Here is a 25,788-nt window from a genome sequence, read left to right as displayed (position 1 = left end):
GAGCAAGATTGCTCCCACAGGTGAGGTGTGAAGCGGTTCAGTTATGCGCGTGCAGTGCTTCGTTCAGCTCGATGGCCGACTTGTGGGTCTTGCATTCCACTGCGCCGGTCTCGGAGTTGCGCCGGAACAGCAGGTCCGGCTGGCCGGCCAGGTCGCGAGCCTTGACCACTTTGACCAATTGGTTGTTCTCATCCAGCAGCGCAACCTTGGTGCCGGCGGTCACGTACAGGCCCGACTCCACGGTGTTGCGATCGCCCAGCGGGATGCCGATGCCGGCGTTGGCACCGATCAGGCAGCCTTCGCCAACCTTGATCACGATGTTGCCACCACCCGACAGGGTGCCCATGGTCGAGCAACCGCCGCCCAGGTCCGAGCCCTTGCCGACGAACACACCCGCCGAGACCCGGCCTTCGATCATCCCCGGCCCTTCGGTACCGGCGTTGAAGTTGACGAAACCTTCGTGCATCACCGTGGTGCCTTCGCCCACATAGGCGCCCAGGCGCAGGCGCGCGGCGTCGGCGATACGCACGCCGGCCGGAACCACGTAGTCGGTCATCTTCGGGAATTTGTCCACCGAGAACACTTCCAGCAACTCGCCACGCAGACGGGCTTCGAGCTGGTGCTCGGCCAGTTCGGCCAGGTCGATCGCGCCCTGGCTGGTCCAGGCCACGTTCGGCAGCAGTGGGAAGATGCCGGCCAGGTTCAGGCCGTGGGGCTTGACCAGGCGATGGGACAGCAGGTGCAGCTTGAGGTACGCCTCAGGCGTGGATGCCAGTTGCGCATCTTCGGCCAGCAGCGTGGCGACCAGCGGCTTGTGGCTTTCAGCCAGGCGGGTCAGCAGCTTGGCTTGCGCGGCGTCGACGTTGCGCAGCGCTTCAGCCAGTTGCGAGGCCTGGGCCGTGGTGAACGTGATGGCCTGGTTGCCTTCGCTGTAGCCAAGGATCGGCGCAATGGCGGCAACGATCTCGGCCGACGGGTTGAGCAGCGGTTGGGCGTAGAAGACTTCCAGCCAGGCGCCTTCACGGTTTTGAGTGCCGACACCGAAGGCCAGGCTGAACAGGGTAGTGGACATGAAAATTACCTCAACAAAATGGACTGGGCAGGCTTACTTGATCTCTGCCGCATAGATATCTGGCTTGAAGCCAATCAGGGTTCGGTCACCGAGATCGAGCACCGGGCGCTTGATCATCGAGGGTTGGGCGAGCATCAGTTCGATGGCTTTCGTCTGGTCGAGATCGGCTTTGCGTTCGTCGTCGAGTTTGCGAAAGGTCGTACCGGCACGGTTCAACACCACTTGCCAGCCATGCTCGTTGCACCATTGGGCCAGGTGCTCACGGTCGATGCCGGCAGTCTTGTAATCGTGAAGGTCATAATGCACCGCGTGTTCATCGAGCCAAGTGCGGGCCTTTTTCATCGTGTCGCAGGCTTTGATGCCGTAAAGCTTTAAGTGCTTGATTTCATTGGGCATGAATGCTCCCCCAAAACGTTCCCGGTATCGTCCTGAAAATCAGCCGACGATTATGCCACGTCGTTCCACTGCGTGCCTCGACTGTCGGCGGATCGGACGGTACGGAACCGATAGGCCAAGGCGACCACACAGCACAGGTGAACCTCAGCACTTTATTTCGCATAAGAGACTCCCCATGGATGCCATCTCACCGATACCGCTTCATGCCTTGACGAATCAATCCCAAGAAACACTCCCGCCCCAGCAACACGGCGTGCCGGCTCATTCAACAACGGCGAGCACCGGGACCGCTGCGTCCGTCCCGATTGGCCCGGTCACGGCTGAACAGGACCTGGCAGATCGGGCGGGCGCCATCAAAGCCCAGCTCACCAGGGTTTTCGAGCCTCATATGAACGGTGCCAATCGCGAAGCCTTCGAAGCGCTGATCGACGATCGTTCGCGTACCTTGGCCAATGATGGGGAAACCGCGCAAAGCGTCGACGCCGTTCTGGCCAAGGGTTCGCGGCTGGATCGCGCGGCCCATGATGCTGTTGGATTCGTGCGCTCGGTTCCTTTCGGTGCCGCGTCCATCGCATTGGACTTCGCCCCAGCGGTAACGGGAAATGGCTCCATAACAGCGCCGTTGGCGTTGTCGGCGATTTCCGGCCTGGTCAGCAGTGCCGCCGATACCGTCGGCAATGGGCTGATGAAACGCGCGACCAGTGATACCCAATGGCTCGTTGCAGAGGATACCGAGCTGGAGCCGGTCATGCAGGAGGCGGCCCAGGCGGTGAAGCCGAGCCTGGCGACTCAGGCGATCGAAGGCAGCCTGACCTTCCAGACCTTTTCCGCGCGGAACGTGCTGCGCACGGTTATCCAACCCATCGTGACGAAGACCGTCGATGCCCAGACGGGGAGCAAAGTGGACTCGGTGATAGCTGCCGTCGGTTCTCCGCTTTCCGGCATGGCCGCCTATGATCTGCAACATTCCATTGATAAATCGAAACATCGGGTTGGCCCGGAATACCTTTTGGGTCGCCACGACTGGCACCAGCGCTACAAGGACCTCAAGGGCTATGGCGTGGGCAGTGCCGCCATGGGAATTGCGAAGCGGGTCGGCAGCTTACCCCTGGACGCGGTGCGCGACGGCAGCAAATCGCTGCAAGCGCTGGTTACACCCACGGGGCTGGTCAGTGGCCTCGGTGCATTGGCCGGTGGTATCACCGCGATCGGCATGGCCCAGACGGCGGCTGTCAACGCGGCCAGGCGTGCCGGGGTTTCGCCGGCTGGAATAGCGGCGGCGGGCAAGGCGACCGTCACCGCGACTATGGCCCCGGTGGTCGCCGCATGGGTGACCACGGCTGTGATGACGCAGCCCTTGGCGGACAAGGCTTCCGCTGCGTTGGACAGGCTTACCACCGGGCCCGCGCATCCAGATGAGCTACAAGGCATGTTGCCCCTGGTCGAAACGAATGCGACCGAACGGCTCGGTAGTGATAGCGAGAGCGAAGGCGACGATATCGTGTCGGCACGCTCGACCCTCAATGCTGCGGAGCGGGCAGTTTAGCTTGGGTAGTGACCGGTCACGCCAGGCCCGGAGAAGTGTGGCGTGGCCGGACCCTTTGTGCTGGTGCCGAGGTACGCGACGAAGACATCTTGTGGCGGCCTGGCGGTTTCGCCGCGCTCCAGATCTGCTGGCATCCAAATTAGGGAGGACTGCGACATAGGTGTAACGGCCAAGCCAATGCCAAGCGGTTAACATGGCACTTCAACGGCAAGCTGTTGCCGGATGTGTGTGGCTGTCACTGGAAAGCTGTTATGCAAAGCGCCTATACCGTCCTGATCCTGTTGATGCTGGTGGGCGTCTCGCGCCTGGTCGGGCGATTGATCCCGCTGCCGCTGCCCCTGGTGCAGATCGCTGCCGGCGCCGTGCTGGCCTGGCCTTCGCTGGGGCTGCATGTGGCGCTTGATCCCGAGTTGTTCCTGTTTCTGTTCCTCCCGCCGTTGCTGTTCTCTGACGGTTGGCGCATGCCCAAGCGTGAACTGTGGCGCCTGCGCGGGCCGGTCCTGACGCTGGCGGTCGGGCTGGTGTTGTTCACGGTGGTCGGCGCGGGTTATTTCATTCATTGGTTGTTGCCAAGCATTCCGTTGCCGGTGGCCTTCGCCCTGGCGGCGGTGCTGTCGCCGACTGACGCGGTGGCCGTGTCGGCAATCGCCCGAGACCGCTTGCCCGCGCCGTTGATGCACATGCTCCAGGGCGAGGCATTGATGAACGATGCGTCGGGCCTGGTGACTTTCAAGTTCGCTGTGGCAGCGGCCATCACCGGGGTGTTCTCCCTGGCCAGTGCCAGCCTGACTTTTGTCCTGGTCGCTGTCGGTGGCCTGCTGGTAGGCGTGGCCCTGAGTTGGCTGGTGGGTCGTCTGCGGGCGTGGATGATCGCCCGGGGCTGGGACGACCCCGCCACCCATGTGGTGTTCATGTTATTGCTGCCGTTTGCCGCTTATGTGCTGGCTGAACGCCTGGGCGCCTCGGGCATTCTCTCGGCGGTGGCGGCTGGGATGATGCAGAGCTGGCTTGACCTGCTGCCGCGCCAGACCGGCACGCGGTTGCTCAATCGCAGCGTCTGGGCGCTGTTGGAATTTGCCTTCAATGGCTTGATTTTCTTGCTGCTGGGCTTGCAACTGCCGGACATCATCAAAGCCGTGACCAGCCACGAGACCACGTTGTGGCCGATGTTGTTCTACCGCTGCCTGGATGTGGTGGCGATTTTCCTGGTGCTGCTGGTGTTGCGTTTTGTCTGGGTGCAAAGCATCTGGCGCTTGTCCGGGCTGTTGCGCCGCTGGCGCGGCAAGGGCGAGTTGACCCTGGTGCCGACCGCGCGCTCTTGCTGGTTGCTGACGTTTGGCGGCGTGCGCGGGGCGGTAACGCTGGCGGGCGTGATGTCGGTGCCGTTGCTGTTGGGGGCGGGTGAGGCGTTTCCCGAGCGCGACTTGCTGATCTTCATCGCTGCGGGGGTGATTCTGCTGTCACTGGTCGCCGCTTGCATCGCTTTGCCCCTGCTGTTGCGCGGCGTCGAGAAGGGGCCGGACGACAAACGCCGCAACGAAGTCCGTGAGGCCTGGCGTAAAACCGCTGAAGCGGCGATTCATGCCTTGGAAGTGGAGGAGCCGGCCGAGACAGCCGCGCCTGACGCGGCCACGGCGGCTCTGGCGACGGAGGTCAAGGCGCGGCTGATGTCCGAGTATCGTCATCAGCTTGAGGTATTCAACGACTCGGCCGAAGCCCAGGCGCTGGCGTTCGAAATGGACCTGCTGGAGCGCCGATTGCGTTTGAAGGCGTACCGAGCGCAGCGGTTGGAGCTGTATCGCCTCAGTCGCCAGCACCAGATTGGCGATGATGTGTTGCGTGAGGTGCTGGCGGAGCTGGATTTGGCGGAGGCGAATTTGGGGTTGGGTAAATAAATCCTGACCTCATTTCCCGAATAGCCCGGGGGCGGGCCGGGCTAGTATCAGGCAGCTTTTACTGGCTTTATCAGGCTTTCTGCTGGGATGCCGAACATATCGTGAAGCTTCCAGATCATGGGCAGAGTTAACGAGCGCTTACGGTTGAGCACCTCGTATACGCGGTTCGTTTTTCCGATAGCGGGAGCAAGATCGGCCGCGGTGAGTCCGGATTGCTCCATGCGAAACTTGATGGCTTCAATTGGGTCGGGCAGATCCACCGGGAAATGCTTGGCTTCATATGCCTCGATCAGAGTGACCATGACTTCGAAAACATCGCCTTCCGGGGTGCCAGGTTCAGGCTCATTCTCAAACAGGGGAGAGATCTCTTTGAGAGCTACCCGGTATTCTTCATCGGTGCGGATTGGGCGAATGTTCATGATGATTACTCCATTTCCACGGTGTTTGCGTCGATCTCATCGTACCGGCGATGAGTGCCGACAAACTTGATGTACACAGCGCCGAAGCGGTAGGCAATGGCGATCACCAGGCGGTAGTCGTTACCCTTGATGTTGAACACCACGCGGCGACTCTTGAGAATGCTTGCGTTACCGTATTGCGCCTTGATGTCGTTTGGGTTGGTCCAAGTGGCTTTTTTGGCATCGTCAAGCCAAGCCTTAAGCTGCTGTTCGGAATCTGGGTATTTCTCCCAAAAGGCTTTCAGATGACTGAGGGCGATAATTCTCATGGGTGAGAATGTAGTCCCGTGGTGGGACTTTTGCAAGCATTCACAAGCAACAGCCCATGACCGCAATTTGCTGTATGGGCAGCGTGTTGTATGGATCGTTCCCACGCAGAGCGTGGCAACGATCCAACGGAATACATCAGACAGATTGAGTTGTCTGCTTTAGGGCCGCTTCGCAGCCCAACGGGAGCAAGCTCCCTCGCCACGACAGCGGTCCGTTTCGGCTCGATAGAGCCATCAACCCCGGCGCTGGATGAATGCGCGGATTCGTTCCGCCGCTTCCACGCATTCGGCCAATGGCGCGACCAGGGCCATGCGCACGCGGCCGGCGCCGGGGTTGACGCCGTCCACATCGCGCGACAGGTACGAGCCTGGGACGACCGTCACGTGTTCCTGTTCGAACAGGTCACGGCAGAATGCCGCGTCGTCGCCGGCCACGTTCGGCCACAGGTAGAAGCTGCCATCGGGGCGTTGCACGTCGAGCACCGGGCTGAGGATTTCCAGCACCGCGTCGAATTTCTCCCGGTACAGCGCGCGGTTGGCCCGGACGTGCACCTCGTCGTTCCACGCGGCAATGCTCGCCAATTGGGTCTGAACCGGCATCGCGCAACCGTGATAGGTGCGGTAGAGCAAAAAGCCCTTGAGGATGTCGGCGTCGCCAGCAACGAAACCGGAGCGCAGGCCCGGCAGGTTGGAGCGCTTGGACAGGCTGTGGAACACCACGCAGCGCTTGAAGTCCTTGCGACCCAGTTCGACGCAGGCGCTGAGCAGGCCTGGCGGCGGGGTCTGTTCGTCGAAGTAGAGCTCGCTGTAGCACTCGTCCGCGGCGATGACGAAGTCGTGCTCGTCAGCCAGGGCGATGAGCTTCTTCAGCACGTCCACCGGAATCAAGGCGCCGGTCGGATTGCCCGGGGAGCAGAGGAACAGGATCTGGCAGCGTTTCCAGATATCCGGCGAGACGGCATCGAAATCCGGGTTGAAGCCGTTCGTGTCCAGGCATGGCAGGTAGTGTGGCTTGGCTCCGGCCAGGAACGCTGCGCCTTCGTAGATCTGATAGAAGGGGTTCGGGCTGACGACCAGGGCGTCATCGCCACGGTTGACCACGGTCTGGGTGAAGGCGAACAAGGCTTCACGGGTACCGTTGACCGGCAGCACATGGCGCGCCGGATCGAGCCAGCCGTCTGGCACGTTGAAGCGGCGCTCGCACCAACCGGTGATGGCTTCGCGCAGCTCGGGAATGCCAAGGGTGGTCGGGTACACCGCCATTTTTTCCAGACTGCCGGCCAGGGCTTCAGCCACAAAAGTGGGTGAGCGATGCTTGGGTTCGCCGATGGACAACGCGATCGGGCGCTTGTCCGGATTGGGCGTGACGCTGCCGAGCAAGGCGCGAAGCTTCTCGAACGGGTAGGGCTGGAGCTGGGACAGGGCGTTGTTCATCGGGGGCCTCGTTCAATGTGGGCACTGCCCCTTGTGAGAGCGAGCCTGCTCGCGAATACGCTGTGTCAGTCGATAAAATCATTGACTGATCCGCGGCTTTCGCGAGCAGGCTCGCTCCCACAGGGGGATATGTTCGTTCAGATGCTGATGCGCGTCAGGTTGATGTCGGGTTCCTGGTTGACGCTCAGGTGCCGCACGATCGCTTCCTGCAAACGGCTGCACAGCTGCGGGTCGGACAGCGGCTGGTTATGGGCGTCGGTGATGAAGAATACGTCTTCCACCCGCTCGCCGAGGGTCGCGATCTTGGCGTTCTGCAGCGACAGATCGAATTCCAGGAAAATATGGCCGACCCGCGCCAGCAGGCCCGGGCGGTCCGGCGCGCTGAGTTCCAGCACGGTGACCTGGCGCTGTGCGTCGTTGTGGATCGTTACCTGCGGCGCAAAGGCGAAATGCTTGAGCTGGCGCGGCACCCGGCGCTGGATGATGGTCGGGTAGTCCGCGGGGTTGCGCAGGGCTTCGGTGAGACCGTCGCGAATCTGCTTGACCCGCGCCGGGTTGTCGCCGATCGAGTCGCCGTCAGTGTCGAGCACGATGTAGGTGTCGAGGGTGAACTGGCTGCTGGACGTGATGACTCGGGCGTCATGGATGTTGAGGTTGAGCTGGTCCATCGCCGCCACGGTCACGGCGAAGAAATCGTGCTGGTCGGGGGCGTAGATGAAGATCTGCGTACCGCCCTCGAATTCGCGCTGGGTGGTTTCCTTGATCAATACCAGCGGACCGCCATCGGCCGGCTGCTGGAGAATCGCATCGGTGTGCCAGGCCACATCGCCGGCGGTGTGGCGCAGGAAGTAGTCATCGCCCAGTTGCGACCAGAGTTGCTCGACATCATCCGGATCGGTGCCGCCGCGTACCAGGATGTCCAGAGCCGCGCTCTGGGTGCGGCGGATCTGTTCTTCGCGATCCACCGGGTTCTCCAGACCACGGCGCAGGGCACGCTTGGTCTCGGTGTACAACTGGCGCAACAGGCTGGCGCGCCAGGAATTCCACAGGGTCGGGTTGGTGGCGTTGATGTCGGCCACGGTCAGCACGTAGAGATAATCCAGGCGGGTTTCATCGCCCACCGCCTGGGCAAAATCGTGGATCACCTGCGGGTCGGACAAATCCTTGCGCTGGGCGGTGGTCGACATCACCAGGTGGTTCTGCACCAGCCAGACGATCAGCCGGCTGTCCCACACCGGCAACTGGTGCCGCTGGCAGAACGCCTCAGCATCCACCGCGCCAATCTCCGAATGGTCGCCTTGGCGGCCCTTGCCGATGTCGTGATACAGCCCCGCCATGTAGATGAGCTCAGGCTTGGGCAGCTTGGCCATGAGCTTGCTGGCCAGCGGGAATTTCTCCGACACCTGGGTGTACTGCAACTTGCGCAGGTGTTTGATCAGGTTCAGCGTGTGCGCATCGACCGTATAGATGTGGAACAAGTCGTGCTGCATCTGCCCGACGATGTAGCCGAACTCCGGCAGGTAACGTCCGAGGATCCCATAGCGGTTCATGCGCCGCAGGTTGCGGTGCACGCCGATCTTGCACTTGAACAGTTCGATGAACAGGCTGGTGTTGCGAATATCGTGGCGGAAGTCGTCATCGATCAAGTGACGGTTTTCCCGCAGCAGGCGGATGGTGTCGGCGCGCACGCCCTTGATTTCCGGCTGCTGGGCCATGAGCACGAAAATCTCGAGCATGGCGAACGGCGTGCGGCGAAACACGTTGGCGTGGCGCGCCTCGATGTAGCCGTCGTGCAACTGGAACCGGGAATTGATCGGCTGCGGCGGCGCCTCGTCTTCCGGCGCGAGGATCACTTCCTCGAAGTGCTGGATGATCAGTTCGCTGAGCTGGGCGATGCTCATCACCACGCGATAGTACTGCTGCATGAAGTTTTCGATGGACTGCTTGGCGTCCTGGCCTTCGAAACCCAGCAGGCCGGCGATGGAGCGCTGGTGATCGAACAGCAGGCGATCCTCGGAGCGCCCGGCGAGCATGTGCAACGCGTAGCGGACCTTCCAGAGGAATTCCTGGGACGAGGCCAGCAGGGCGTTCTCGCTTTCCACCAGGAAGCCTTCGCCGGCCAGTGCGCGCAGGTTCAGCGTGCCGTACTGGCGACGGGCGACCCACAGGATGGTCTGGATGTCCCGCAGCCCGCCTGGCGAGCCTTTGACGTTGGGTTCCAGGTTGTACTCGGTATCGTTGTACTTGTGATGGCGAGCCTTCTGCTCGGCGCGCTTGGCCAGGAAGAAGTCCTTGCTCGGCCACATGTGCGCCGTGCTGGTGACGTCGAGCATGCGCTGGCGCAAGCGCTCGGGGCCGGCAATGGTGCGGCTTTCCATCAGGTTGGTGATCACCGTGAGGTCGGCGCGGGCCTCGTCGGCGCATTCCTGCACCGAACGCACGCTCTGGCCGACTTCCAGGCCGATGTCCCACAGCAGCGTGAGGAAACGCTCGATGGAATCACGGAAAATCTCGTGGTCGGCGCTCTCCAGCAGGATCAGCAGATCGATATCGGAGTAGGGGTGCAGTTCGCCGCGCCCGTAGCCGCCCACGGCCACCAGGGCGATGTCGGCGTCCTCGCTCCAGTTGAATTGCTCCCAGGCCTTTTGCAGGATGTTGTCGACGAACCAGGCGCGGTCCTCGATCAGCCGACGAATATCACGGCCACTGCGAAAGCGCTGGTCGAGCACTTCGTGGGCCTGGCGGATCGCCTTCTTGAATGCCGAGATGGGGCTTGCCTTCAGGGCCAGTTCAGCCTGGAACTGGCCGCGGTCGAAGAGTTCGGGATCCACCTGCGGCATTGAATGGCTTTCCTTTCTATCTATATCTATCGGATCGGTCAGGCTGGGTTCTGATCAGGCGGAAACACGGGGAATGGTGTCATCGCTGCGCAGGGTGAAGATCTCGTAGCCAGTCTCGGTGACCAGCAGCGTGTGCTCCCACTGCGCCGACAGCTTGCGATCCTTGGTGATGGCGGTCCAGCCGTCGCCCAGTACCTTGGTGTCGGCGCGGCCCTGGTTGATCATCGGTTCGATGGTGAAGGTCATGCCCGCCTGCAGTTCCATGCCGGTACCGGCGCGGCCGTAGTGGAGGATCTGCGGTTCTTCGTGGAACACCTTGCCGATGCCGTGGCCGCAGAACTCACGCACCACCGAAAAACCGTTTTTCTGCGCGTGCTTCTGGATCACCTCGCCGATGTCGCCCAGGCGGCAGCCCGGCTTCACCAGTTCGATGGCCATGTACATGCATTCCTGGGTGACCTTGGACAGGCGCTCGGCCCACTCCGGTACGTTGCCGACGTGGAACATGCGGCTGGTATCGCCGTGGTAGCCGTCCTTGATGACGGTGACGTCGATGTTCAGGGTGTCGCCATCCTTCAACGGTTTCTCGTTGGGGATGCCGTGGCAGACCACGTGGTTGATCGAGGTGCAGATCGACTTCGGGAAGCCTTTATAGTTGAGCGGAGCCGGGATGGCCTTCTGCTCGTTGACGATGTAATCGTGGCAGATGCGGTCCAGCTCTTCGGTGGTGACGCCCGGCTTGACGTAGTCGGCGATCATTTCCAGCACTTCGGCGGCGAGTTTGCCGGCGACACGCATTTTGGCGATGTCCTCGGGAGTCTTGAGGGTGACGGTCATACAGGCTCTCTCTGCGCCCGACGGCGCTGTTCAAAACGAAATGGGCGGCGGATGATGTCGTTGCGGCCCTGAAAAAGGCGATTCTACCAGACGATCAGCGCAAATCCGCGCCCGCGTGCATCGCTTCTCTCTATAAGGGTGCGTATTCCCAGGCAATGAACGGGCGGCGTGCAAGCGCTTCGCCAGGTTTTCAGAATCCGGGTTTCGTTTTAATCCTTGCTGTGGTATAAAATGCGCCGCTTTCCGGGGATGACCCCGTAAGCTTAAATCCACACACGTGTCGACACGATGACCTGGGTGCCTTCGGCTTTTACAGTCGCTGGTTGGTCATTGGGATACGTGGAGGCCAAACCCGACTTATCAAGGAACTATCATGTCCCAAGTCAACATGCGCGATATGCTGAAGGCCGGTGTGCACTTCGGCCACCAGACCCGTTACTGGAACCCGAAAATGGGCAAGTACATTTTCGGCGCGCGCAACAAGATCCACATCATCAACCTTGAAAAAACCCTGCCGATGTTCAACGAAGCACTGACCTTCGTAGAGCGCCTGGCCCAGGGCAAAAACAAGATTCTGTTCGTCGGCACCAAGCGTTCCGCTGGCAAGATCGTTGCTGAAGAAGCAGCACGTTGCGGTTCGCCGTACGTCGATCACCGCTGGTTGGGCGGCATGCTGACCAACTTCAAGACCATTCGCGCTTCCATCAAGCGTCTGCGTGACCTTGAAGTCCAGTCCGAAGACGGTACTTTCGCCAAGCTGACCAAGAAAGAAGCGCTGATGCGCACTCGTGATCTTGAGAAGCTGGACCGCTCCCTGGGCGGTATCAAGGACATGGGCGGTCTGCCTGACGCGCTGTTCGTGATCGACGTTGACCACGAGCGCATCGCGATCACCGAAGCCAACAAGCTGGGTATCCCGGTCATCGGCGTTGTCGATACCAACAGCAGCCCGGAAGGCGTTGACTACATCATCCCAGGCAACGATGACGCCATCCGCGCCATCCAGCTGTACATGGGTTCGATGGCTGACGCTGTCATCCGTGGTCGCAACAATGTAAATGGCGGCACCGAAGTCTTCGCTGAAGAAGCTCCGGCAGCAGCCGCTGAGTAATTGACGCCCTGGCGTTGACTCAGTAAGCAAAAAGGGGGCTTGGCCCCCTTTTTGCCACCTCGAAAACCACTTGTCGCCAGCGCAGCTACCTGTTTGTAACCTGCAGCGGTCTATAAGCAGTGGTTTTTCAGGAAGAATTGATCGCCCGTTCGGTCGGGTGGAATGGTTGAAAACCTATCCAAGAGGATTTTGAAATGGCAGAGATTACTGCAGCGTTGGTCAAAGAACTGCGCGAGCGTACCGGCGAAGGCATGATGGACTGCAAGAAAGCCTTGACCAAGGCTGGCGGCGACATCGAGAAAGCCATTGATGACATGCGCGCTTCGGGCGCCATCAAGGCTGCCAAGAAAGCCGGCAACATTGCCGCTGAAGGCGCGATCGGCATCAAGGATGACGGTAAAGCTGCCGTTATCATCGAAGTCAACTCGCAGACCGACTTCCTGGCCCTGCAAGACGACTTCAAGGCATTCGTTGCCGCCAGCGTCGAAAAAGCATTCGCCGACAAACTGACCGACGCAGCTCCGCTGATCGCCGCTCAGGAATCGGCTCGTGAAGCCCTGGTTGCCAAAGTAGGCGAAAACGTCAACATCCGTCGTCTGGTTCGCGTCGAAGGCGATGTTGTCGGTTCTTACCTGCACGGCAACAAGATCGGTGTTGTTGTGGCCCTCAAAGGCGGCAACGTCGAGCTGGCCAAAGACATCGCAATGCACGTCGCTGCCAGCAATCCTGAGTTCCTGCTGCCGTCGGAAGTTTCCGCTGACGCCATCGAGCGTGAAAAAGCTGTGTTCATGCAGCTCAACGAAGACAAGATCAAAGGCAAGCCAGCCGAAATCGTTGAAAAAATGGTTGCCGGTCGTATCACCAAGTTCCTGGCTGAAGCCAGCCTGGTTGAGCAGGCGTTCGTCAAGAACCCTGAAATCAAGGTCGGTGAACTGGCCAAGAAGGGCGGCGCTGAAATCGTTTCCTTCACCTACTTCAAAGTGGGCGAAGGCATCGAGAAGCCAGTAGACAACTTCGCTGAAGAAGTGGCTGCTCAGCTGGCTGCCAGCAAGCAATAAGATAGTTTGTATAACTGTCGCCCTGAAGAGGCTGCCCGCTCACGCGCGCAGCCTCTTTTCGGATAAGGATGCCGATTTATATTGGTTTCCTGTCGGAACTGGCTTACAAAGCCGTGTTCCGATGGCGCTGTGTCAGCGTCAAGCTAGAGTGAACGCAGGCTGCAAACAGCCCGCAACAGAATTTTTTGAAAAATACGCCGCAGGAGAGATTCGCAATGGCTCAGCAGGGCAGTGGTTATCAGGCTCGCTATAAACGCATTCTACTCAAGCTTAGCGGCGAGGCCCTGATGGGCTCGGAAGAGTTCGGGATCGACCCGAAAGTGCTGGATCGCATGGCCCTGGAAGTGGGCCAGTTGGTCGGGATCGGCGTTCAGGTCGGCCTGGTCATCGGCGGCGGCAACTTGTTCCGTGGCGCGGCGCTGAGCGCGGCGGGCATGGATCGGGTCACGGGCGACCACATGGGCATGCTGGCCACTGTGATGAACGCCCTGGCTATGCGCGACGCGCTGGAGCGTGCCAATATCTCCGCGATCGTGATGTCGGCGATTTCCATGGTTGGCGTGACCGATCACTACGATCGCCGCAAGGCCATGCGCCACCTCAATTCCAAGGAGGTGGTGATTTTTGCCGCGGGTACCGGCAATCCGTTCTTCACCACGGATTCGGCCGCGTGCCTGCGAGCGATCGAGATCGACGCCGATGTCGTGCTCAAGGCTACCAAGGTGGATGGCGTGTACACCGCTGACCCGTTCAAAGACCCGCATGCCGAGAAGTTCGATCATCTGACCTACGATGAAGTGCTGGATCGCAAGCTGGGTGTAATGGACCTGACCGCTATTTGCCTGTGCCGCGACCACAAGATGCCGCTGCGCGTTTTCAACATGAACAAACCCGGGGCCCTGCTCAACATCGTGCACGGTGGCGCCGAAGGAACACTGATCGAGGAAGGCAAGCAATGATCAACGACATCAAGAAAGACGCTCAAGAGCGCATGCAGAAATCCCTGGAGTCTCTGAGCCACGCATTCGGCCAGATTCGTACCGGCAAGGCTCACCCGAGCATCCTCGGCAGCGTCATGGTGCCTTACTACGGCACTGACACGCCGCTGAGCAGCGTCGCCAACGTCACCGTGAAAGACTCGCGCACCCTGCAGGTCGTGGCTTTCGAGCGCAACATGCTCGCCGCTGTAGACAAGGCGATCCAGAGCGCCGGTTTGAACCTCAACCCAACCAACCTCGGTGAGCTGCTGCTGATCCCGATGCCGGCCCTCACCGAGGAAACGCGCAAAGGCTTCACGAAACAGGCCCGTAGCGCCGCGGAAGACGCGCGTGTTGCCGTGCGCAATATCCGTCGTGACGCGTTGGGTGAGCTGAAGAAGCTGGTCAAGGACAAGGAAATCAGTGAAGACGAAGAGCGTCGTGCCATCGCTGATATCGATAAGCTGACCAAAGAATCCGAGGCCCAGATCAGCAAGGCTACGGATGAGAAAGAAAAAGACCTGATGGCCGTATAAGGGTCTCGTTTTCATGGATAAGACCAAGCAGGCCGTGCCGTTCGCGGTACCGCGCCATGTGGCGATCATCATGGACGGCAATAACCGCTGGGCCAAGAAGCGCTTTATGCCCGGTGTTGCCGGGCATAAAGCCGGGGTCGACGCGGTTCGGGCGGTCATTGAGGTGTGTGCCGAGGCCGGGGTCGAGGTGCTCACCCTGTTCGCGTTTTCCAGCGAAAACTGGCAGCGTCCGGCTGACGAGGTCAGCGCCTTGATGGACCTCTTCCTCAAGGCATTGCGGCGTGAAGCCAAGCGCCTCGACGAGAACCGGATCAGTCTGCGGATCATCGGTGATCGCTCGCGCTTTCATCCGGAACTGCAGGCTGCGATGCGCGAAGCCGAGACCGCCACGGCTGGCGCCGATCGGTTCGTTCTGCAGATTGCCGCCAATTACGGCGGTCAGTGGGATATCGCCCAGGCGGCGCAGCGCCTGGCGCGGGAAGTCCAGGCCGGTCACCTGCGGCCCGAAGACATCACGCCCGAGCTGTTGCAAACCTGCCTGGCAACCGGCGACCTGCCGTTGCCGGATCTGTGCATCCGCACCGGTGGCGAACATCGCATCAGCAATTTCCTCCTCTGGCAGCTGGCTTACGCCGAGCTGTACTTCTCCGACCTGTTCTGGCCGGACTTCAAACACGAAGCCATGCGCACTGCGCTGGCCGATTTCGCTTCCCGTCAGCGTCGTTTCGGTAAAACGAGCGAGCAGATCGAAGCTGGAGCCCGGGTTTAATGCTCAAACAACGAATCATCACCGCCCTGATCCTGTTGCCCATCGCCTTGGCTGGCTTTTTCCTGCTTGAAGGAGCCGGCTTCGCCCTGTTCATCGGCCTGGTCGTGACGCTGGGCGCCTGGGAATGGGCGCGGCTGGCAGGTTTTGCTGCGCAGTCGGCGCGCATGATCTACGCGGCAGTGGTCGCCGCCATGCTGTTCATCATGTACCTCGTGCCTGGCATCGCGCCGTGGGTGCTGGGGGCGGCAGTGCTGTGGTGGGCGACGGCAACGTTCCTGGTGCTGACCTATCCACGCACTACGCACCACTGGGCCAATGCCGCGACCAAGCTGATGATCGGCCTGTTGATCCTGCTGCCGGCCTGGCAAGGGCTGATCTGGATCAAGCAGGGCGCACTGGGCAACTGGCAGATCATGGCGGTGATGGTGCTGGTCTGGGGGGCTGACGTTGGCGCCTATTTCTCCGGCCGTGCCTTTGGCAAGCGCAAGCTGGCGCCGAAAGTCAGTCCGGGCAAAAGCTGGGAAGGTGTCTACGGTGGCCTGGCCCTGAGCCTGGTCATTACCGCTGTGGTCGGTTTTGTGCGGGACTGGACCGTCGCGCAATTGCTGATGGGCCTGTTCGGCGCGGCCCTGGTGGTTTTCGTATCGGTCGTCGGCGACCTGACCGAAAGCATGTTCAAGCGTCAGTCCGGGGTCAAGGACAGCAGTAACCTGCTGCCGGGCCACGGTGGTGTACTGGACCGTATCGACAGCCTGACCGCCGCGATCCCGATCTTCGCCGTGCTGTTGTGGATGGCGGCACCGTGAGTCGTCCTCAGCAGATTACCGTTCTGGGGGCCACGGGCTCCATCGGACTGAGTACCCTTGATGTCATCGGTCGCCATCCGGAGCGCTATCAGGTATTCGCTCTCAGTGGCTTCACCCGCCTGAGCGAGCTGCTGGCGCTGTGCATCCGCCACACGCCGCGTTTTGCCGTGGTGCCACATGCCGATGTGGCGCGGGCGCTGCAGGACGACCTGCGCGCCGCTGGCCTGCAAACTCGTGTGCTGGTGGGCGAGGAGGGCCTTTGCCAGGTGGCTTCCGACCCTGAAGTCGACGCCGTGATGGCGGCAATCGTAGGGGCGGCGGGCTTGCGTCCGACGCTGGCGGCGGTGGAGGCTGGCAAGAAAATCCTGCTGGCGAACAAGGAAGCGCTGGTGATGTCCGGTGCACTGTTCATGCAGGCGGTGCGCAAAAGCGGCTCGGTACTGCTGCCCATCGACAGCGAACACAATGCGATTTTCCAATGCATGCCGCAGGATTTTTCCCGCGGCCTGGGGGCGGTCGGCGTTCGGCGGATTCTTCTGACAGCGTCTGGCGGCCCATTCCGGCAGACACCCCTGGAAGAATTGGTGCATGTTTCGCCCGAGCAGGCTTGCGCCCATCCGAACTGGTCCATGGGACGCAAGATTTCCGTGGACTCCGCCAGCATGATGAACAAGGGGCTGGAGCTGATCGAGGCCTGCTGGCTGTTCGATGCCCGGCCGTCCCAGGTCGAGGTGGTGATCCATCCACAAAGCGTGATCCACTCCCTGGTGGATTATGTCGATGGTTCGGTCCTCGCCCAGCTGGGGAACCCGGACATGCGTACGCCGATCGCCAATGCGCTGGCCTGGCCGGAGCGGATCGATTCGGGGGTGGCGCCGCTGGACCTGTTTGCCATCGCCCGTCTGGATTTCCAGGCGCCCGATGAGCAGCGGTTTCCTTGCCTGCGCCTGGCTCGGCAGGCGGCCGAGGCCGGCGACAGTGCCCCGGCCATGCTTAACGCGGCCAACGAAGTGGCGGTCGCAGCGTTTCTCGATGGGCGTGTCCGTTACCTCGAGATCGCGAGTATCATCGAGGAGGTCTTGAATCTCGAGGCCGTGGTTTCGCTTGATGATCTCGATGCGGTATTTACCGTCGACGCCAGGGCTCGTGAGCTGGCGGGCCATTGGTTGAAGCGCCACGGGCGTTGAGACTGCGGTACCTTAGCCAGGGTTGTCCCGGGCAGGATTGTGGAGAAAACAGATGAGCGCGCTCTATATGATTGTCGGCACCCTGGTTGCGCTGGGGGTGCTGGTCACTTTTCACGAATTCGGCCATTTCTGGGTCGCGCGTCGCTGTGGCGTCAAGGTTCTGCGTTTTTCCGTTGGCTTCGGCATGCCTTTGCTGCGCTGGCACGACAAGCAGGGCACCGAGTTCGTCGTCGCGGCCATCCCGCTGGGCGGCTACGTCAAGATGCTCGATGAGCGCGAAGGCGAAGTGCCTGTCGATCAGCTTGACCAATCTTTCAATCGCAAGACCGTTCGTCAGCGTATCGCTATCGTGGCGGCGGGCCCGATCGCCAATTTCCTGTTGGCCCTGGTGTTTTTCTGGGCGTTGGCAATGCTCGGCAGCGAGCAGGTGCGCCCGGTCATCGGTGCAGTAGAGGCCGGCAGCGTGGCGGCTCGGGCCGGGTTGGGCGCAGGCCAGGAAATTGTCGCCATCGATGGTGAACCCACCTCGGGCTGGGCGGCGGTCAACCTGCAGTTGGTGCGCCGCCTGGGCGAAAGTGGCTCGCTGCAATTGCTGGTGCGCGAGCAGGGCTCGACGGCGGATTCGCCGCGAGAGCTGATTCTCGACAACTGGCTCAAGGGCGCCGACGAGCCGGATCCGATCCGTTCCCTGGGGATCCGCCCATGGCGTCCGGCGCTGCCGCCTGTGCTGGCCGAGCTCGATCCGAAAGGCCCGGCTCACGCCGCAGGTCTGAAAACCGGCGACCGATTGCTGGCATTCGATGGCCAGTCGGTGAATGACTGGCAACAGGTGGTTGATTCGGTTCGTGTACGTCCTGATACCAAAATCCTGCTGCGCGTCGAACGCGACGGTGCTTCAATCGACGTCCCGGTGACTCTGGCCGCCCGTGGCGAAAGCAAGGCGCCGACCGGTTACCTGGGGGCGGGCGTCAAGGCGGTCGAGTGGCCGCCGGAAATGATCCGCGAGGTCAGCTTCGGCCCTCTTGAGGCGATTGGCGAGGGTGCGCGTCGTACCTGGACCATGAGTGTCCTGACCCTGGACTCGCTGAAGAAAATGTTGTTCGGCGAGCTCTCGGTAAAAAACTTGAGTGGACCGATAACCATTGCTAAAGTGGCGGGCGCTTCTGCCCAGTCGGGCGTCGCTGATTTCCTGAATTTCCTTGCTTATCTGAGCATTAGCCTGGGGGTTCTGAATTTGCTGCCCATTCCGGTACTGGATGGGGGGCATCTGCTGTTTTATCTGATCGAGTGGGCGCGTGGTCGTCCCTTGTCGGATCGGGTGCAAGGTTGGGGGATACAGATCGGTATCAGCTTGGTGGTCGGGGTGATGTTGCTTGCTCTGGTCAACGATCTGGGTCGTCTGTAACGCTTCGCTGAATTGCGAATCTGCCGCATTTTGCGGCAGTTTGTTTATTGCCAGTTGGAATAAGAAAGGACTTCATGAAACGTCTGCTGCTAACTGCGGTTCTCACCGTATTGATGATCGCCGAAGTTCACGCCGAGTCCTTCACTATCTCTGATATTCGCGTCAACGGCCTCCAGCGGGTTTCCGCGGGTAGCGTCTTTGGTGCCTTGCCGTTGAACGTCGGCGAGCAGGCGGATGATCGGCGCCTGGTGGAATCCACTCGTGCGCTGTTCAAGACCGGCTTCTTTCAAGATATCCAGCTGGGCCGCGACGGCAATGTCCTGGTCATCACGGTCGTCGAGCGCCCATCGGTTGCCAGTATCGAGATCGAAGGCAACAAGGCGATCTCCACTGAAGACCTGATGAAAGGCCTCAAGCAATCCGGCCTGGCCGAAGGCGAGATCTTCCAGCGCGCGACCCTCGAAGGCGTCCGTAACGAGCTGCAACGCCAATACGTTGCCCAGGGCCGTTATTCGGCGACTGTCGACACCGAAGTCGTGCCGCAGCCGCGCAACCGCGTCGGCCTGAAGGTCAACATCAACGAAGGCACCGTCGCCGCCATCCAGCACATCAACGTGGTCGGCAACACGGTGTTCCCGGATGAAGACCTGATCGACCTGTTCGAACTCAAGACCACCAACTGGCTGTCGTTCTTCAAGAACGACGACAAGTACGCTCGTGAAAAACTCTCCGGTGACCTGGAGCGCCTGCGTTCCTACTACCTGGACCGTGGCTACATCAACATGGACATTGCTTCGACCCAGGTGTCCATCACCCCGGACAAGAAGCACGTCTACATCACTGTCAACGTCAACGAAGGAGAGAAGTACACCGTTCGTGACGTCAAGCTCAGTGGTGACCTGAAAGTTCCGGAAGACCAGGTCAAATCGCTGTTGCTGGTGCAGAAGGGGCAGGTGTTCTCGCGCAAGCTGATGACCACCACGTCCGAGCTGATCACTCGCCGCCTGGGTAACGAGGGTTACACCTTCGCCAACGTGAACGGCGTGCCACAACCGCACGATGAAGACCATACCGTCGACATCACGTTCGGCGTGGACCCCGGCAAGCGTGCCTACGTCAACCGCATCAACTTCCGTGGCAACACCAAGTCCGAGGACGAAGTGCTGCGTCGCGAAATGCGCCAGATGGAAGGTGGCTGGGCGTCGACCTACCTGATCGACCAGTCCAAGACCCGCCTGGAGCGCCTGGGCTTCTTCAAGGAAGTCAACGTCGAGACCCCGGCCGTACCGGGCGTCGATGACCAGGTGGATGTGAACTACAGCGTCGAGGAACAAGCCTCCGGTTCGATCACCGCCAGTGTCGGTTTCGCCCAGAGCGCGGGCCTGATCCTGGGTGGTTCGATCACCCAGAACAACTTCCTCGGTACCGGTAACCGCGTCAGCGTGGGCCTGACCCGCAGCGAGTACCAGACCCGCTACAACTTCGGTTACGTGGACCCCTACTGGACTGCCGACGGTGTGAGCCTGGGCTACAACGCCTTCTATCGCACCACCGACTACGACGAGCTCGACTCTGACATCTCCAGCTATGCGGTGGACAGCCTGGGTGCCGGCGTCAACATCGGCTATCCGATCAGCGAAACGTCGCGCCTGACCTTCGGCCTCACCGCCCAGCAGGACGAGATCAGCACTGGCCGCTATACCGTTGACGAAATTTTCGATTTCGTCGAGAAAGAGGGCGACAAGTACCTGAACTTCAAGGCGTCTGTTGGTTGGTCCGAGTCGACCCTGAACAAGGGTGTGCTGGCGACCCGTGGCCGTTCCCAGAGCTTGGTCCTGGAAACCACTACGCCTGGCAGCGACCTGTCGTTCTTCAAGCTCGACTACCGCGGCCAGCTGTTCCAGCCGCTGTCTGACAACTACACCATGCGCCTGCACACCGAGCTGGGTTATGGCGATGGCTACGGTTCGACCGACGGCCTGCCGTTCTACGAGAACTACTACGCCGGTGGTTTCAACTCGGTGCGTGGCTTCAAGGACAGCACCCTGGGCCCGCGCAGTACCCCGAGCCGAGGTGCAGCTGTCACTGGCAACCAGGGGACCATCCGGGATCCGGACCAGGATCCACTGCCGTTCGGTGGTAACGTCCTGATCCAGGGCGGTGCCGAGCTCCTGTTCCCGATGCCGTTCGTCAAGGATCAGCGCTCCCTGCGTACCTCGGTTTTCTGGGACGTGGGTAACGTATTCGACTCCAGCTGCGATAAGCCTACTAACAACAATGGCACGTCATCCAACGCAGAGTGCAACGACATCAGCCTGAGCAACCTCGCCAGCTCCGTCGGCGTCGGCGTGACCTGGGTCACCGCGCTAGGCCCGTTGAGCTTCGCGTTGGCGATGCCGATCAAGAAACCGGATGACGCTGAAACCCAGGTTTTCCAATTCTCCCTCGGTCAGACGTTCTAAGCGTCTGACCCAAGATAACGACAATGGATTTTGTAGGAGTACATCGTGCGTAAGTTGACTCAATTGGTTCTCCTGGCGACCGTACTGGTCGCAGGTCCGGCTTTTGCCGACATGAAGATCGCCGTCCTGAACTATCAGATGGCCCTGCTGGAATCCGACGCGGCGAAGAAATACGCTGTGGACGCGGAGAAAAAATTCGGCCCGCAACTGACCAAGCTCAAAGGCCTGGAAAGCAGCGCCAAGGGTATCCAGGATCGTTTGGTGGCCGGTGGCGACAAAATGGCCCAGGGTGAGCGCGAGCGCCTTGAGCTTGAATTCAAGCAAAAGGCCCGCGATTTCCAGTTCCAGTCCAAGGAACTGAACGAAGCGAAAGCCGTTGCCGACCGCGAAATGCTCAAGCAGCTCAAGCCGAAACTCGACAGCGCTGTGGAAGAAGTCATCAAGAAGGGTGGTTTTGACCTGGTGTTCGAGCGTGGTGCAGTGATTGATGTCAAGCCTCAGTACGACATCACGCGCCAGGTTATCGAGCGCATGAATCAGCTGAAGTAATCCATGACAGCGACTATCAAGCTCGGCCAGTTGGCCGAGTTCCTCGGCGCCACCCTGCGTGGCGACCCGGAGAAGGTCATCACTGGGCTAGCCACTTTGCAAGAGGCTGGCCCAGCTCAGTTGAGCTTCCTGGCAAATCCTCAATACCGTAAATACCTGGCTGATAGCCGGGCTGCCGCGCTGTTGCTCAAGGCCGGTGATGCCGAAGGGTTTGCCGGTGATTCGCTGATCGTGGCCGACCCCTACCTTGCGTATGCGCGGATTTCCCATCTGTTCGATCCCAAGCCCAAGTCGGCTGCCGGTATTCACCCGACTGCAGTGATCGCAGCGGACGCCGTGGTGGATCCCTCGGCCAGCGTTGGCCCGTTTGTCGTGATTGAAAGCGCGGCCCGGATTGGCGTCGGTGTGACGCTGGGCGCCCATTGCTTCATCGGCGCGCGCTGCGAGATCGGCGAAGGTGGCTGGCTGGCGCCCCGGGTGACGCTGTATCACGATGTGCGCATCGGCAAGCGGGTAGTGATCCAGTCTGGCGCAGTGCTCGGTGGCGAAGGCTTCGGTTTTGCCAATGAGAAAGGCGTCTGGCAAAAGATTGCCCAGATCGGTGGCGTAACCGTCGGCGATGACGTGGAGATCGGCGTCAACACCGCCATCGACCGTGGCGCGCTGGCCGATACGGTCATTGGCAATGGCGTCAAGCTCGACAACCAGATCCAGATCGCCCACAACGTCCAGGTCGGTGACCACACCGCCATGGCCGCCTGCGTGGGCATCTCCGGCAGTACCAAAATCGGCAAGCACTGCATGCTCGCCGGTGGCGTGGGCCTGGTGGGCCATATCGATATCTGTGACAACGTGTTCCTGACCGGAATGACCATGGTGACCCACTCGATTACCGAGCCGGGTGCCTATTCTTCCGGCACAGCCATGCAACCGGCTGCCGAGTGGCGCAAGAGCGCGGCGCGTATCCGCCAGCTCGACGACATCGCGCGGCGCCTCAAGCAGGTGGAAAAGCGTGTAGGGGACGTGACCCCTGGCGGTAATGCTTCATCAGATGGCTGATACCATTTCCATATCAAGTGTGCACAGCCGCTAGGCCCTGGCCTCCTTGATTTGCTAGCGGGGTGCGCGTCAATCGTGCGCTCCCAATCTTTACATAGGCTTCCCCCCGAAATGATGGACATCAACGAGATTCGCGAATACCTGCCTCACCGTTACCCGTTCCTGCTGGTGGATCGGGTCGTGGACCTGGATGTTGAAGGCAAGCGCATTCGCGCCTACAAGAATGTCAGCATCAACGAACCCTTCTTCAATGGTCACTTCCCCGCGCATCCAATCATGCCGGGCGTATTGATCATCGAGGCGATGGCTCAGGCTGCCGGGATCCTTGGTTTCAAAATGCTCGACGTGAAGCCTGCCGACGGCACGCTTTACTACTTTGTTGGCTCCGACAAGCTGCGCTTCCGCCAGCCGGTCACTCCGGGCGATCAGTTGATCCTCGAAGCCAGGTTCATCAGTTGCAAGCGCCAGATCTGGAAATTCGAATGTCAGGCTTCGGTCGATGGCAAGCCGGTCTGCTCCGCTGAAATCATCTGTGCGGAACGCAAGCTATGAGTTTGATTGACCCTCGCGCAATCATCGATCCGACGGCCGTACTGGCCGCCGATGTCGAGGTTGGCCCTTGGTCGATCATCGGCGCAGGTGTGGAAATCGGCGAGGGCACGGTGATCGGGCCCCATGTGATCCTCAAGGGGCCGACCCGGATCGGCCGGCACAACCGCATCTACCAGTTCTCATCGGTAGGTGAGGACACGCCCGACCTCAAGTACAAAGGTGAAGAAACCCGCCTGGTGATTGGCGATCACAACGTGATCCGCGAAGGCGTGACGATTCACCGTGGCACCGTCCAGGACCGTTCCGAAACGACGCTGGGCGACCATAACCTGATCATGGCCTATGCCCACATCGGCCACGACAGCGTTATTGGCAACCATTGCATCCTGGTCAACAACACCGCGTTGGCCGGACATGTGCACGTAGATGACTGGGCGATCCTGTCCGGTTTCACCCTGGTCCACCAGTATTGCCACATTGGCGCCCATAGCTTCTCCGGCATGGGCACCGCCATCGGCAAGGACGTCCCTGCCTACGTCACCGTGTTCGGCAATCCGGCCGAAGCTCGCAGCATGAACTTCGAAGGCATGCGTCGGCGTGGTTTCAGCGAAGAGGCCATAACTGCCCTGCGTCGCGCCTACAAGGTTGTGTATCGCCAGGGCCTGACGGTCGAGCAGGCGCTCGCCGAACTGGCCGAGGCAGCGGCACAGTTTCCGGAAGTCGCAATATTCCGCGATTCCATCCTGTCTTCGACCCGCGGCATCACCCGCTGATCATGGCGAACCTGCGTATCGCACTGGTGGCGGGCGAAGCTTCCGGTGACATCCTGGGCGCCGGCCTGATGCGCGCGCTCAAGGCGCAGCACCCGGCGGTCGAGTTCATCGGGGTGGGTGGGCCATTGATGGAAGCCGAGGGACTGGTGTCCTACTTCCCGATGGAGCGCCTGTCGGTGATGGGGCTGGTGGAAGTGCTCGGCCGCTTGCGTGAGCTGCTGGCCCGGCGCAAGAAGCTGATCCAGACGCTGATCGAAGAAAAACCGGATGTGTTCATCGGTATCGATGCGCCGGATTTCACCCTCAATATCGAACTCAAGCTGCGCCAGGCCGGGATCAAGACCGTGCATTACGTCAGCCCGTCGGTCTGGGCCTGGCGACAGAAGCGCGTGTTGAAGATCCGCGAGGGCTGCGACCTGATGCTCACGCTGCTGCCGTTCGAAGCCCGGTTCTACGAAGAAAAAGGCGTGCCCGTGCGATTTGTCGGTCACACCTTGGCCGACACCATTCCCCTGGAGGCGGACCGCGAGGCGGCTCGCCAGGCGCTGGGCCTGGCCGCGGGCCCGCTGGTGGCGTTGATGCCCGGTAGCCGAGGCGGCGAAGTGAGTCGCCTGGGCGGGCTGTTCTTCGACGCCGCCGAGCGTCTGCGGGCGATGCGTCCGGACGTACGATTCATCTTGCCGTGCGCCAGTCCACAGCGGCGGGTCCAGCTCGAAGCGCTCCTGGCCGATCGCGATTTGCCGGTCACGCTGCTTGACGGCCAATCCCATCAAGCGCTGGCGGCCTGCGATGCCGTGTTGATTGCCTCCGGCACTGCTACCCTTGAGGCATTGTTGTACAAGCGCCCGATGGTGGTTGCCTATCGTCTGGCGCCGTTGACGTTCTGGATTCTCAAGCGCATGGTCAAGAGCCCTTACGTTTCCCTGCCGAATCTGCTGGCCCAGCGCCTGCTGGTGCCTGAACTGCTGCAGGATGACGCGACCGCCGAGTCCCTGGCCAGCACGCTTTTGCCGTTGATCGATGGCGGCGAGGAACAGACCCGGGGCTTTGACGAAATCCACCGTACCTTGCGTCGCGATGCCTCCAACCAGGCAGCAGACGCGGTACTGACCTTGATCGGCGCCAGACGATGAGCAACGTGAAGCTGCAGATGGGCCTGGATTTCAACCTGGTCGCCGAAGTCGAAGAGTTGGTCGCGGGTGTCGATGAGGTGGGCCGTGGCCCGTTGTGCGGTGCGGTGGTGACGGCGGCGGTGATCCTCGATCCGAAGCGGCCGATCCTGGGGCTCGATGACTCCAAGAAGCTCACCGAGGCCCGGCGTGAAAAACTCTACGACGAAATCTGCGAAAAAGCCTTGAGCTGGTGCATTGCCCGGGCCGAGGTCGAAGAGATCGACGAGTTGAACATCCTGCATGCCACCATGCTGGCGATGCAGCGGGCGGTACACGGCCTGCACATCACGCCGAAGCTGGCGATGATCGACGGCAACCGTTGCCCCCAGCTGTCGATGCGCGCTGAAGCGGTCATCCAGGGCGACGGCAAGGTGCCGGCTATCGCAGCGGCCTCGATCCTGGCCAAGGTCAGTCGCGACCGGGAAATGGCCGCGTTCGAATTGATTTACCCAGGCTATGGCATCGGCAGCCACAAGGGCTATCCGACCCCCGTTCATCTGGAAGCCTTGGCGCGCCTCGGGCCGACGCCCATCCACCGGCGCTCGTTCGCCCCGGTGCGGCTGGCCTATGAAGCTCGCGAAGGCTTGATTGTGAGTAGTCAGGCTCTGGTTTCGTGATGCAGGCC

24 protein-coding genes are annotated in these 25,788 nt (G+C 60.9%); 17 read left to right on the top strand and 7 right to left on the bottom strand.

The features are described from left to right. Positions 1-37: 37 nt before the first annotated feature. Entirely contained in the window at positions 38-1,072 is a 1,035-nt protein-coding gene (gene dapD, locus J3P86_RS20970) for a 2,3,4,5-tetrahydropyridine-2,6-dicarboxylate N-succinyltransferase (protein ID WP_434628688.1), read from the bottom strand. A 33-nt stretch (positions 1,073-1,105) separates the two neighbouring features. Further along, positions 1,106-1,468 carry an ArsC family reductase gene (locus tag J3P86_RS20965; RefSeq protein WP_434698767.1) on the bottom strand — a complete coding sequence of 121 codons (363 nt, stop codon included), beginning with the start codon at positions 1,466-1,468 and terminating at the stop codon, positions 1,106-1,108. A gap of 175 nt (positions 1,469-1,643) precedes the next feature. Between J3P86_RS20965 and J3P86_RS20960 the strand changes: the two genes are divergently transcribed. Together J3P86_RS20960 and J3P86_RS20955 are read left to right on the top strand one after the other, a co-directional pair. Continuing rightward, complete coding sequence (locus tag J3P86_RS20960; protein ID WP_434698766.1) at positions 1,644-3,014, top strand: type III effector protein RopAA; 1,371 nt, start codon at positions 1,644-1,646, stop codon at positions 3,012-3,014. Between the two features lie 251 nt (positions 3,015-3,265). Next, positions 3,266-4,909, top strand: a complete 1,644-nt coding sequence (locus J3P86_RS20955) for a Na+/H+ antiporter (protein WP_434698765.1) — start codon at positions 3,266-3,268, stop codon at positions 4,907-4,909. A gap of 47 nt (positions 4,910-4,956) precedes the next feature. On the opposite strand, the gene J3P86_RS20950 is transcribed toward J3P86_RS20955, so the two are convergent. The 5 genes from J3P86_RS20950 to map all read right to left on the bottom strand — a co-directional run bounded on the left by J3P86_RS20950 (position 4,957) and on the right by map (position 10,747). Beyond that, a complete protein-coding gene (locus J3P86_RS20950) occupies positions 4,957-5,328 on the bottom strand; it encodes a helix-turn-helix domain-containing protein (protein WP_434628696.1) in 372 nt (123 codons plus the stop codon). A 5-nt stretch (positions 5,329-5,333) separates the two neighbouring features. Continuing rightward, positions 5,334-5,636: a type II toxin-antitoxin system HigB family toxin gene (locus J3P86_RS20945; protein WP_434628698.1), complete on the bottom strand. Its 303-nt coding sequence runs from the start codon at positions 5,634-5,636 to the stop codon at positions 5,334-5,336. A 234-nt stretch (positions 5,637-5,870) separates the two neighbouring features. Then, a complete protein-coding gene (dapC, locus tag J3P86_RS20940; protein WP_434628700.1) occupies positions 5,871-7,070 on the bottom strand; it encodes a succinyldiaminopimelate transaminase in 1,200 nt (399 codons plus the stop codon). Positions 7,071-7,207: 137 nt separating this feature from the next. After that, positions 7,208-9,910 carry a [protein-PII] uridylyltransferase gene (locus tag J3P86_RS20935; RefSeq protein ID WP_305499088.1) on the bottom strand — a complete coding sequence of 901 codons (2,703 nt, stop codon included), beginning with the start codon at positions 9,908-9,910 and terminating at the stop codon, positions 7,208-7,210. Between the two features lie 54 nt (positions 9,911-9,964). Then, on the bottom strand, positions 9,965-10,747 hold the full coding sequence (gene map, locus J3P86_RS20930; RefSeq protein WP_030139491.1) for a type I methionyl aminopeptidase: 783 nt from the start codon (positions 10,745-10,747) through the stop codon (positions 9,965-9,967). Between the two features lie 373 nt (positions 10,748-11,120). Between map and rpsB the strand changes: the two genes are divergently transcribed. From rpsB to rnhB, 15 genes are all read left to right on the top strand, one after another. Then, complete coding sequence (gene rpsB, locus J3P86_RS20925) at positions 11,121-11,858, top strand: 30S ribosomal protein S2 (protein WP_003198231.1); 738 nt, start codon at positions 11,121-11,123, stop codon at positions 11,856-11,858. A 194-nt stretch (positions 11,859-12,052) separates the two neighbouring features. Continuing rightward, positions 12,053-12,916: a translation elongation factor Ts gene (gene tsf, locus J3P86_RS20920; protein WP_024619613.1), complete on the top strand. Its 864-nt coding sequence runs from the start codon at positions 12,053-12,055 to the stop codon at positions 12,914-12,916. A 215-nt stretch (positions 12,917-13,131) separates the two neighbouring features. After that, the gene (gene pyrH / locus J3P86_RS20915) at positions 13,132-13,875 is read left to right on the top strand and encodes a UMP kinase (protein WP_039591983.1); all 744 of its coding nucleotides are present in this window, start codon (positions 13,132-13,134) and stop codon (positions 13,873-13,875) included. Beyond that, positions 13,872-14,429: a ribosome recycling factor gene (gene frr, locus J3P86_RS20910; RefSeq protein ID WP_305499089.1), complete on the top strand. Its 558-nt coding sequence runs from the start codon at positions 13,872-13,874 to the stop codon at positions 14,427-14,429. The genes pyrH and frr overlap by 4 nt, the downstream gene beginning before the upstream one ends. Before the next feature lie 13 nt (positions 14,430-14,442). After that, a complete protein-coding gene (uppS, locus tag J3P86_RS20905; RefSeq protein ID WP_305499090.1) occupies positions 14,443-15,198 on the top strand; it encodes a polyprenyl diphosphate synthase in 756 nt (251 codons plus the stop codon). Further along, positions 15,198-16,004, top strand: coding sequence for a phosphatidate cytidylyltransferase (locus J3P86_RS20900; protein ID WP_434572113.1), 807 nt, complete (start codon positions 15,198-15,200; stop codon positions 16,002-16,004). The genes uppS and J3P86_RS20900 overlap by 1 nt, the downstream gene beginning before the upstream one ends. Next, positions 16,001-17,191, top strand: a complete 1,191-nt coding sequence (gene ispC / locus J3P86_RS20895; RefSeq protein WP_434628703.1) for a 1-deoxy-D-xylulose-5-phosphate reductoisomerase — start codon at positions 16,001-16,003, stop codon at positions 17,189-17,191. Before J3P86_RS20900 ends, ispC begins: the two co-directional genes overlap by 4 nt. Before the next feature lie 52 nt (positions 17,192-17,243). Then, positions 17,244-18,596: an RIP metalloprotease RseP gene (gene rseP, locus J3P86_RS20890; RefSeq protein WP_434572117.1), complete on the top strand. Its 1,353-nt coding sequence runs from the start codon at positions 17,244-17,246 to the stop codon at positions 18,594-18,596. A gap of 74 nt (positions 18,597-18,670) precedes the next feature. After that, positions 18,671-21,058, top strand: coding sequence for an outer membrane protein assembly factor BamA (gene bamA / locus J3P86_RS20885; protein ID WP_434628705.1), 2,388 nt, complete (start codon positions 18,671-18,673; stop codon positions 21,056-21,058). 45 nt (positions 21,059-21,103) lie between these two features. Next, entirely contained in the window at positions 21,104-21,607 is a 504-nt protein-coding gene (locus J3P86_RS20880; protein WP_003184901.1) for an OmpH family outer membrane protein, read from the top strand. 3 nt (positions 21,608-21,610) lie between these two features. Then, positions 21,611-22,666: a UDP-3-O-(3-hydroxymyristoyl)glucosamine N-acyltransferase gene (gene lpxD, locus J3P86_RS20875; protein ID WP_434698764.1), complete on the top strand. Its 1,056-nt coding sequence runs from the start codon at positions 21,611-21,613 to the stop codon at positions 22,664-22,666. 111 nt (positions 22,667-22,777) lie between these two features. Then, positions 22,778-23,218: a 3-hydroxyacyl-ACP dehydratase FabZ gene (gene fabZ, locus J3P86_RS20870; RefSeq protein ID WP_008154051.1), complete on the top strand. Its 441-nt coding sequence runs from the start codon at positions 22,778-22,780 to the stop codon at positions 23,216-23,218. Next, positions 23,215-23,991: an acyl-ACP--UDP-N-acetylglucosamine O-acyltransferase gene (gene lpxA, locus J3P86_RS20865; RefSeq protein ID WP_434572124.1), complete on the top strand. Its 777-nt coding sequence runs from the start codon at positions 23,215-23,217 to the stop codon at positions 23,989-23,991. The genes fabZ and lpxA overlap by 4 nt, the downstream gene beginning before the upstream one ends. A gap of 2 nt (positions 23,992-23,993) precedes the next feature. Continuing rightward, positions 23,994-25,124, top strand: a complete 1,131-nt coding sequence (gene lpxB / locus J3P86_RS20860; protein WP_434572125.1) for a lipid-A-disaccharide synthase — start codon at positions 23,994-23,996, stop codon at positions 25,122-25,124. An 11-nt stretch (positions 25,125-25,135) separates the two neighbouring features. After that, the gene (rnhB, locus tag J3P86_RS20855) at positions 25,136-25,780 is read left to right on the top strand and encodes a ribonuclease HII (protein WP_305501184.1); all 645 of its coding nucleotides are present in this window, start codon (positions 25,136-25,138) and stop codon (positions 25,778-25,780) included. Positions 25,781-25,788: the final 8 nt, after the last annotated feature.

This window comes from Pseudomonas sp. D1-1 (assembly GCF_051132225.1).
Classification (GTDB): Bacteria; Pseudomonadota; Gammaproteobacteria; order Pseudomonadales; family Pseudomonadaceae; genus Aquipseudomonas.
This window is presented reverse-complemented; position numbering and strand designations above follow the sequence as displayed.

Bases quoted from the DNA above. Each gene is read 5' to 3' on its own strand.
- J3P86_RS20935 (WP_305499088.1), bottom strand. From the start codon at position 9,910: ATGCCGCAGGTGGATCCCGAACTCTTCGACCGCGGCCAGTTCCAGGCT.
- frr (WP_305499089.1), top strand. From the start codon at position 13,872: ATGATCAACGACATCAAGAAAGACGCTCAAGAGCGCATGCAGAAATCC.
- lpxD (WP_434698764.1), top strand. From the start codon at position 21,611: ATGACAGCGACTATCAAGCTCGGCCAGTTGGCCGAGTTCCTCGGCGCC.
- rseP (WP_434572117.1), top strand. From the start codon at position 17,244: ATGAGCGCGCTCTATATGATTGTCGGCACCCTGGTTGCGCTGGGGGTG.
- J3P86_RS20950 (WP_434628696.1), bottom strand. From the start codon at position 5,328: ATGAACATTCGCCCAATCCGCACCGATGAAGAATACCGGGTAGCTCTC.
- J3P86_RS20955 (WP_434698765.1), top strand. From the start codon at position 3,266: ATGCAAAGCGCCTATACCGTCCTGATCCTGTTGATGCTGGTGGGCGTC.
- rpsB (WP_003198231.1), top strand. From the start codon at position 11,121: ATGTCCCAAGTCAACATGCGCGATATGCTGAAGGCCGGTGTGCACTTC.
- lpxA (WP_434572124.1), top strand. From the start codon at position 23,215: ATGAGTTTGATTGACCCTCGCGCAATCATCGATCCGACGGCCGTACTG.
- dapC (WP_434628700.1), bottom strand. From the start codon at position 7,070: ATGAACAACGCCCTGTCCCAGCTCCAGCCCTACCCGTTCGAGAAGCTT.
- dapD (WP_434628688.1), bottom strand. From the start codon at position 1,072: ATGTCCACTACCCTGTTCAGCCTGGCCTTCGGTGTCGGCACTCAAAAC.
- J3P86_RS20945 (WP_434628698.1), bottom strand. From the start codon at position 5,636: ATGAGAATTATCGCCCTCAGTCATCTGAAAGCCTTTTGGGAGAAATAC.
- fabZ (WP_008154051.1), top strand. From the start codon at position 22,778: ATGATGGACATCAACGAGATTCGCGAATACCTGCCTCACCGTTACCCG.
- bamA (WP_434628705.1), top strand. From the start codon at position 18,671: ATGAAACGTCTGCTGCTAACTGCGGTTCTCACCGTATTGATGATCGCC.
- J3P86_RS20965 (WP_434698767.1), bottom strand. From the start codon at position 1,468: ATGCCCAATGAAATCAAGCACTTAAAGCTTTACGGCATCAAAGCCTGC.
- map (WP_030139491.1), bottom strand. From the start codon at position 10,747: ATGACCGTCACCCTCAAGACTCCCGAGGACATCGCCAAAATGCGTGTC.
- lpxB (WP_434572125.1), top strand. From the start codon at position 23,994: ATGGCGAACCTGCGTATCGCACTGGTGGCGGGCGAAGCTTCCGGTGAC.
- J3P86_RS20900 (WP_434572113.1), top strand. From the start codon at position 15,198: ATGCTCAAACAACGAATCATCACCGCCCTGATCCTGTTGCCCATCGCC.
- pyrH (WP_039591983.1), top strand. From the start codon at position 13,132: ATGGCTCAGCAGGGCAGTGGTTATCAGGCTCGCTATAAACGCATTCTA.
- uppS (WP_305499090.1), top strand. From the start codon at position 14,443: ATGGATAAGACCAAGCAGGCCGTGCCGTTCGCGGTACCGCGCCATGTG.
- J3P86_RS20960 (WP_434698766.1), top strand. From the start codon at position 1,644: ATGGATGCCATCTCACCGATACCGCTTCATGCCTTGACGAATCAATCC.
- tsf (WP_024619613.1), top strand. From the start codon at position 12,053: ATGGCAGAGATTACTGCAGCGTTGGTCAAAGAACTGCGCGAGCGTACC.